A 6,684-nucleotide genomic window follows, 5' to 3' on the forward strand; every position below is an offset into this window, starting at 1 on the left:
GCCGGCTTTTCCTCTCAAGCCGGCTGTGATCTTATACCCCAATGCCGGTCGCCATCCGCCGCTACGCCGCGGTAATCGCGGTAATTGTCGCCTGCGTTGCGTGTCTCGTCATCCTTGGCGAACGGGCGGACGCGGATATGACGCTGATTCCATTGCCGGAAGTCATCGTTGATCCGAACGAAGGCACCACCGTCGGTTTTCTTCCCGTCATGCTGATCGCCAACGACGCCAAGAGCATCCGCAGTATCATCGCTCCCGACGTCCGTTACAACGACACCTTCGGTGTGTACCCGACGGTTCGCTTCTTCGACTATCCCGATCCCAAACAGAAGTACTTCATCATGGGCGGGAAAGGGAGCAAGCGCGGCGAGGACCTCGAAGGGAATTATGCCGGCCAGGATCTTCTCGCCGGCTGGCTGGACCTGCGCGCCGACGCCGCGCACGAGGATGACCCGTTCGAACGGTTTTATGGCTTCGGCAACCACACCCCGAACTCGAACGAGGCCAATTGGACCTCGAGGACCAACGGCGGAACATTTTTCACCGGCTTGAACTTTTTCGGAGATTTCCAGGCCTTCTGGCAGCCGCGGCTGCGCCAAGTGCGTGTCGGCCGAGGCGGCATCGGCACCCTGCCGCAAGTTCGCGATCCGACATCCGGTTTTTCCAGCGTCAACGGTGTCACCGGCGCCTCGATCTTCGGCCAGCAGTTCGGATTGATCTACGACGATCGTGATGTTCGCGACATTCCCACGCAAGGCGTGTTTGCCCAGAGCTCCATCGAGATCGTCGACAAAGCCCTCGGCAGCTCGAACTCGTTCATCAAATATGCGTTCGAGGGCAAGTCGTTCATTCCGTTGCGGCCGGACAAGAAGTTCATCGTTGCGCTGCATGCGGTGTTGAATTATCTGCAGCACGGTGAGGATGCCCCGTTCTACGAGAAGAACAGCGTCGGCGGCATTGGCAGCCTGCGCGCCTTCGGCAGCCACCGGTTCACCGACAACCATCGTTTTTTCCTCCGGGGTGAGCTGCGCACCAACGTCTACGAACGGGAAGTCTTCGGCGTACGGGCGCATCTCGAGATCGCACCGTTTCTCGACGTCGGCAAGGTGTTCAATTCCTCCAGGGAGTTTCCCCTCGAAGACCTACACGTCGTCGGCGGGCTCGGCTTCCGTGCCGTCGTCGTCCCCCAGGTGGTTGCGTACGTCGACTTTGGCAGCTCGGGCGGAGCCCCCGCCGCGTTTACCGGGATCGACTATCCGTTCTAGAGGCCCGGCCGAAAATGGGTTCCGAAGCGAAACTCGTCAGCCGCAGTGCGCGCACGTCGGCGCTTTCGACGCTCGCACGCCTCGCAACGGCTGACCTTCGCATCGCTGATGCTGGTTGACATTGTCGGGCCGTAGGGCTTTGACACCGCTGCGGATCGCGCGCGGCACGCAATCCGTTGGCAGAAGAGACACTCCGCTTCGGTGGCAGGTCGAGAAGGCACGCTGATGACGCTCGGGAGGATACGCACATGATGCTGAAGGACAAGGTTGCGGTGGTCACGGGTGCGGGCGGCGGCATCGGCCGTGGCATCGCACTGTCGCTCGCCCGGGAGGGCGCCAAGGTGGTCGTCAACGACCTTGGCGGCAGCGCCATCGGTGAGGGTCGGGATGCGGCGCCGGCGGACCAGGTGGTGGCCGAGATCGTCGCGGCGGGCGGGACCGCGGTGAGCAACTACGACTCCGTCGCCAGCCTCGCCGGCGGCGAGAAGATCATCGGCACCGCCTTGGAGAAGTTTGGCCGCATCGACGTGGTCGTCAACAACGCGGGTATTCTGCGCGACCGCATGCTGTTCAACATGAGCGAAGACGATTGGGATGCGGTCATCGCCGTGCATCTGAAGGGTGCGTTCGCCTGCACGCGGGCGGCGGCCCCTCACATGCGCCAGCAGAAGAGCGGGCGGATCATCAACATCACGTCGACGTCGGGGTTGATCGGCAACTACGGCCAGGCCAACTACGCGGCGGCGAAGTTGGGCGTCGTCGGCCTGACCAAAGGTGCCGCGCTCGATCTCGCTCGCTACGGTGTCACCGCCAACTGCATCGCCCCGTTCGCCTGGACACGGATGATCGGCTCCATTCCCACCGAGACCGAGGCGCAAAAGGCCCGCGTCGAGAAGATCAAGAAAATGGACCCGGCGATGATCGCGCCGCTGGTGGTCTTCCTGGCAAGCGATGCGGCCCAGGAAATCACCGGCCAAATCTTTTGCGTGCGCGGCAAGGAGATCATCCTGTTCTCCCAGCCACGGCCCATCCGCCAGATCGTGGATGTCGCAGGCTGGACGGCCGAGAAGGTCGCCGCCGTCGTGCCCGACGCGTTCAAGAGTTCTTTCTACAAGCTCGATGTCAGCGCGGATATTTTTCCGTACGATCCGTTCGTGTGAGCCAAATTACCCGGGGCTGCCGATCGGCTCGGCTTCCGTGCCGTCGTCGTCCCCCAGGTGTTGCGTACGTCGACGTTGGCAGCTCGGGCGGAGCGCCCGCCGCGTTCACCGGGATCGACTATCCGTTCTAGCCGCAATGCCAGTAACTTAAGCGGCGTCGTGCCAAGATCGCATCCTTCGAGACGGCGCCTGAAGGACGGCGCCTCCTCAGGATGAGCGGATAATCATTGTTGCATCAAGCCAATACCGCTCACCCTGAGGCCGCATCTCCTCAGCGGCCGTCTCCTCGAAGGGTGGCGGCCACCTCGGAGGCCCTTAAGTTACTGGCATTGCTCCTAGCCCCCGCTACTCGGTCGGCGGGCGATCTCTCTGGACCTTCGGATCGAAGTATGCGAGCCCGAGCCCCGGCGGCTGCTTGAAGCGGACCTGGCTCAGTCGCTCGAGGCCGTCCTTGTACAACGCAATCAGTCGGTCCTCCGAATCGTACTCGAACGGGTCCTGCAGGATCCACTCCGTTTCGCCCCCGGGCGGTGGTGGGTTGGCGACGTACCAGCGGGCGGTGAGCGCAAGCGCTGCCGGCGGGGAGACCGGATCTCGATATCCAAGCTCGCGCCGGAGCTTGCCGATGTCGAGCACTCGGTGGGTCGGCAACGGGTGCATGATCATCGGCCACGCGGGGCGCGCCACCTCCCAAGGCATCGACACGATCTCCATCTCGTGGTCGAGGGCGGCGCAGATGCACTCGACGACCTGCCTGAGGCTCAGCACCTGTTCGTCCCCGGCGTTGTACACCTGCCCGGCCGAAACCGCGGGGTTGTCGAGGGCCAGCAGGACGGCGTGCGCCACGTTTCCCGAGTAGCCGAAGGTGCACAGCGTCAGGCCGCCCTCCGGAAGGATTATGTGTCGCCGGCCGTCGATGATGCGGCGAACGATGCACCATTCGCGCGGCACGAGCTGCCGGGGGCCGTAGACGTACGGGTAGCGGATGTGCGTCGCCTCGGGATGCAGCGCCAGCACCGTCTCCTCCGTCATGCGGATGCGGTAGCCCTTGCGGTGCTCCTCCTCGCTGGCCACCTTGGGTCCATCCTCGTAGGTCGGCACCGGCATCCCCACCGGCGTGAACCGTCCCGGCTCGAAGTAGCCGCGATAGCACGGGAAGCCGCCCGCGGAGATCAGGCGGCCCGTTTTGCCGACGAGGAGTTCGGCGATCGCGCGCAGCCGCCCGTAGGTGACGACACTCACATCGAACGTGCGACCGGCCAGCGCCTCCCGAACGGCGCCGGGCTCCCAAGGATCCACGTGGATGTGCTCGACCTCGGACGGGATCTCATCGATCTCGTGCAGGCTCCTGTGCAGCATGGACACGCGGTAGCCGCGCTCGATGAGCCCGCGAATGATGAACGGCCCCGTGGGGCCGGTCCCGCCGACGATGAGAGCCTTCATCGCCCGTGCCCCGTGCCGGCGGCCGAACACGCCGCTTGCACCAACCCAGCGCTCGGCCTTACGCCTGAAAGGCGGAGAACACTCGTCCTCATCGACCTCCCGCTATCATATGGAGCGTGGAAAAAGCAGACCTCCCGATCTCGCGTGATCGGCCGACAGCGCAATGGGCCTCGGAAGCGCTTGACGCTCAAGGTGTCGCCGCCAGATCGAAGCGGAGATCCTGCGCAAGTGAGCAAGCGCCTCCGCGGCGTGGGAGTCAGCGAAGCCATAGTATTGCTTAGCTGAGTGCTTACGACTTCTTTAGACAGCTCAGGAATGCTTTCAGCGGCTTGGTGTTGATGACATCCGACTTCTCCGCCCAGCCGCGACGAGCGGTGGCGACGCCGAAGTGGAGGTAGTGGAGGTGGTTGACGTTGTGGGCGTCGGTGTCGATGACCAGCGGCACGCCGGCCTCAACGGCCTTGCGCACGTGTTCGTCCTTCAGATCGAGCCGGTCCGGAAAGGCGTCGATCTCCAGCACGGTGCCGGTGCGCTTGGCGGCGGCAATGACCGCATCAATGTCGAGGTCGACGGGCTCGCGCTTGTTCAGGACGCGCCCGGTCGGATGAAAGAGGATGTCGGCGTGCGGGTTTTCCATGGCGCGGATGACCCGGCGGGTCATTTCCTCGCGCGGCAGGCTGAAGTGGGAGTGCACCGCGACGCCCACCACGTCGAGCTTGGCCAAGGTCTCATCGGCGATGTCCAGCGTGCCGTCCTTGTTGATGTTGACCTCGGCGCCCTTCAACACCGTGATGCCGTGGAGCCGCTTGTTGAGCTTGTCGATCGCCGACATTTGCTGCTTGAGCTTCTTCTCGTCTGACCCGCCGGTCATTGCGAGGCTCTTGGTGTGGTCGGTGATGGCGATGTACTCGAGACCCAACCGCTGCGCTTCCTCGACCATCTCCTCGATCGTGTTCTGCCCGTCGGTCCACGTGGTCTGCGTTTGGAGGTCGCCGCGCAGGTCGCCGTACGCAACCAGCTTCGGCAGCTTCCCGGCCATGGCCGCTTCGATCTCTCCCGTGTTCTCGCGAATCTCGGGTGGGATGTAGGGCAGGCCCAATACCTTGTACACTTCCTCTTCGGTCTTGCCGGCAATCGCCTTGTCGCCGCGGAAAACGCCATACTCGTTCAGCTTCAGCTTTTTCTCGATGGCCAATCGGCGCAGCGCGACGTTGTGGTCCTTGCTGCCGGTGAAGTAATTCAACGCCGCGCCGAAGCTGTCCTGCGGCACGACCCGCACATCGACATCCATGCCGGTGTGCAACTTGATGCTCGACTTCGTCTGGCCCTTGCCGTGGACGTGGATGACTTCGGGCATGCTGACGAAGAAGTCCATCACGGCATCGGGCTTGGCCGAAATCACCAGGATATCCCCGTCGCCGACGGTCTCCTTGCGGCGCCGGATGGAACCGGCAACGGCAACCTGTTTGACGCCCGGAATCTTCTGCAGGCGCGCCTCGATCTCCGCAATCAACGGCAACACCGCGCCGAGCGTGAAGCGGCCGGTGCTTTTCTTGACGAAGCCGATCCCCTTGATAATCTTCTGCTCGCTCTTCTCACCGAAGTGAGGCAGGTCGCGGATCTTCCCGGCCAGCGCGGCTTTCTCCAGGTCGTCGACCGTCTTGATGCCCAACTCTTGGTAGAGCACCTTGATCATCTTCGGCCCCAAGCCTTCGATGGCCGTGAGGCCGGCGAGGTCCACCGGCACCTTACTCCGGAGCTCTTCATAATAGGGGAGCGAGCCGGTTTCGATCAGCGTGACAACCTTCTCGCCGATACTCTTGCCCACCCCCGGGATGTCGCAGATCGCCTTCAGACCGCCGCGCCGGTAGACCTCCGTCAGCGGTTCGTCGACCGCTTCGATGGCGTAGGCCACTTTCTCGTAGGCGCGGGGCTTGAACTGCACGCCTTCCATGTCGAGGTAAATGGCGATCTCGCGCATGATGCGCGCAATGTCAGCGTTGCTCATAGCCATTCCAGATCATGCGGCCCGGTCGGAATTGTACCTTCATCCGCCAGCCAGGCAAAGGGGCGGAAGATCGACTGCCCGAACACTCGCGGTGGTTATCGGTCAGGTATTCCAGCAGGCTCCACAAATTGAAACAGCATGAATCGAAATCGGCCGACCCGTTACACAGGCGGAGAAGGCGGGAGGTCCCACGGGCAAAACCCCGGGAGGCGAGATTTGACGATTGAGCTGAAAATGCCTGAAAGTGTTGCGAGAGAGGCTGGCCGGGCGTGCGGGGGTCATCAGAAAACGTCGCGGCGACAAGTCGCGGCTTCGCGTGAAACTCGACAGAGGTGCGTTTCCGGGGTTTTTCTACAAGCTCGTTAGACCGTGTCAGTTTGCCCGGGAAGGGAATGGGCTGGGCAACTTGCATCGACCGGGAGCATGCAGTATATCCATTGTATCTACAGGGAGGTGTAGCCATGCGCGCCCAGGTGCAGAAGTGGGGCAACAGTCTGGCTTTGCGAATTCCGAAGGCATTTGCAGAGGAGACGCAAGTGAAGCAAGGCTCAATCGTCGAACTCACTGTCGAGGAGGGTCGGCTGGTTGTCGTGCCAAAACGAAGGAAGCCCGTCACTCTGAAGAGACTGCTCTCCGGGGTAACCCGTCAGAACGTTCACGGCGAAACGGACTCCGGTGCACCGATTGGCCGGGAAGTTTGGTGATGGCAGCCAGGTACGTCCCCGATCGCGGCGACGTGGTGTGGATCGAGTTCAACCCGCAGGCTGGACACGAGCAAGCGGGGCGTCGGCCGGCCCTCGTCGTGTCG

Annotated in this window: 6 protein-coding genes; 4 read left to right on the plus strand and 2 right to left on the minus strand. The window is 62.9% G+C overall.

What is annotated here, in order from left to right; translation table 11 throughout:
* Positions 1 to 41 precede the first annotated feature (41 nt).
* Positions 42 to 1,265 (plus strand): BamA/TamA family outer membrane protein, encoded by a 1,224-nt coding sequence (locus tag VF515_02690; protein HEX7406537.1) that lies wholly within the window; start codon positions 42 to 44, stop codon positions 1,263 to 1,265.
* 251 nt (positions 1,266 to 1,516) lie between these two features.
* Positions 1,517 to 2,425, plus strand: coding sequence for an SDR family NAD(P)-dependent oxidoreductase (locus tag VF515_02695; protein HEX7406538.1), 909 nt, complete (start codon positions 1,517 to 1,519; stop codon positions 2,423 to 2,425).
* A gap of 345 nt (positions 2,426 to 2,770) precedes the next feature.
* Here VF515_02695 and VF515_02700 read toward each other — a convergent pair whose 3' ends face one another.
* A complete protein-coding gene (locus VF515_02700; protein ID HEX7406539.1) occupies positions 2,771 to 3,868 on the minus strand; it encodes a hypothetical protein in 1,098 nt (365 codons plus the stop codon).
* Between the two features lie 289 nt (positions 3,869 to 4,157).
* Positions 4,158 to 5,876, minus strand: a complete 1,719-nt coding sequence (gene polX / locus VF515_02705; GenBank protein HEX7406540.1) for a DNA polymerase/3'-5' exonuclease PolX — start codon at positions 5,874 to 5,876, stop codon at positions 4,158 to 4,160.
* Positions 5,877 to 6,337: 461 nt separating this feature from the next.
* Between polX and VF515_02710 the strand changes: the two genes are divergently transcribed.
* Positions 6,338 to 6,580 carry an AbrB/MazE/SpoVT family DNA-binding domain-containing protein gene (locus tag VF515_02710; GenBank protein HEX7406541.1) on the plus strand — a complete coding sequence of 81 codons (243 nt, stop codon included), beginning with the start codon at positions 6,338 to 6,340 and terminating at the stop codon, positions 6,578 to 6,580.
* Positions 6,580 to 6,684 (plus strand): type II toxin-antitoxin system PemK/MazF family toxin (locus tag VF515_02715; protein ID HEX7406542.1); only part of this gene is annotated, 105 nt, incomplete at its 3' end. The genes VF515_02710 and VF515_02715, both read left to right, overlap by 1 nt.

This window comes from Candidatus Binatia bacterium, from assembly GCA_036382395.1.
Lineage (GTDB): Bacteria > Desulfobacterota > Binatia > HRBIN30 > HRBIN30 > JAGDMS01.

Bases quoted from the DNA above. Each gene is read 5' to 3' on its own strand.
- VF515_02700 (HEX7406539.1), bottom strand. From the start codon at position 3,868: ATGAAGGCTCTCATCGTCGGCGGGACCGGCCCCACGGGGCCGTTCATC.
- VF515_02710 (HEX7406541.1), top strand. From the start codon at position 6,338: ATGCGCGCCCAGGTGCAGAAGTGGGGCAACAGTCTGGCTTTGCGAATT.
- VF515_02690 (HEX7406537.1), top strand. From the start codon at position 42: ATGCCGGTCGCCATCCGCCGCTACGCCGCGGTAATCGCGGTAATTGTC.
- polX (HEX7406540.1), bottom strand. From the start codon at position 5,876: ATGAGCAACGCTGACATTGCGCGCATCATGCGCGAGATCGCCATTTAC.
- VF515_02695 (HEX7406538.1), top strand. From the start codon at position 1,517: ATGCTGAAGGACAAGGTTGCGGTGGTCACGGGTGCGGGCGGCGGCATC.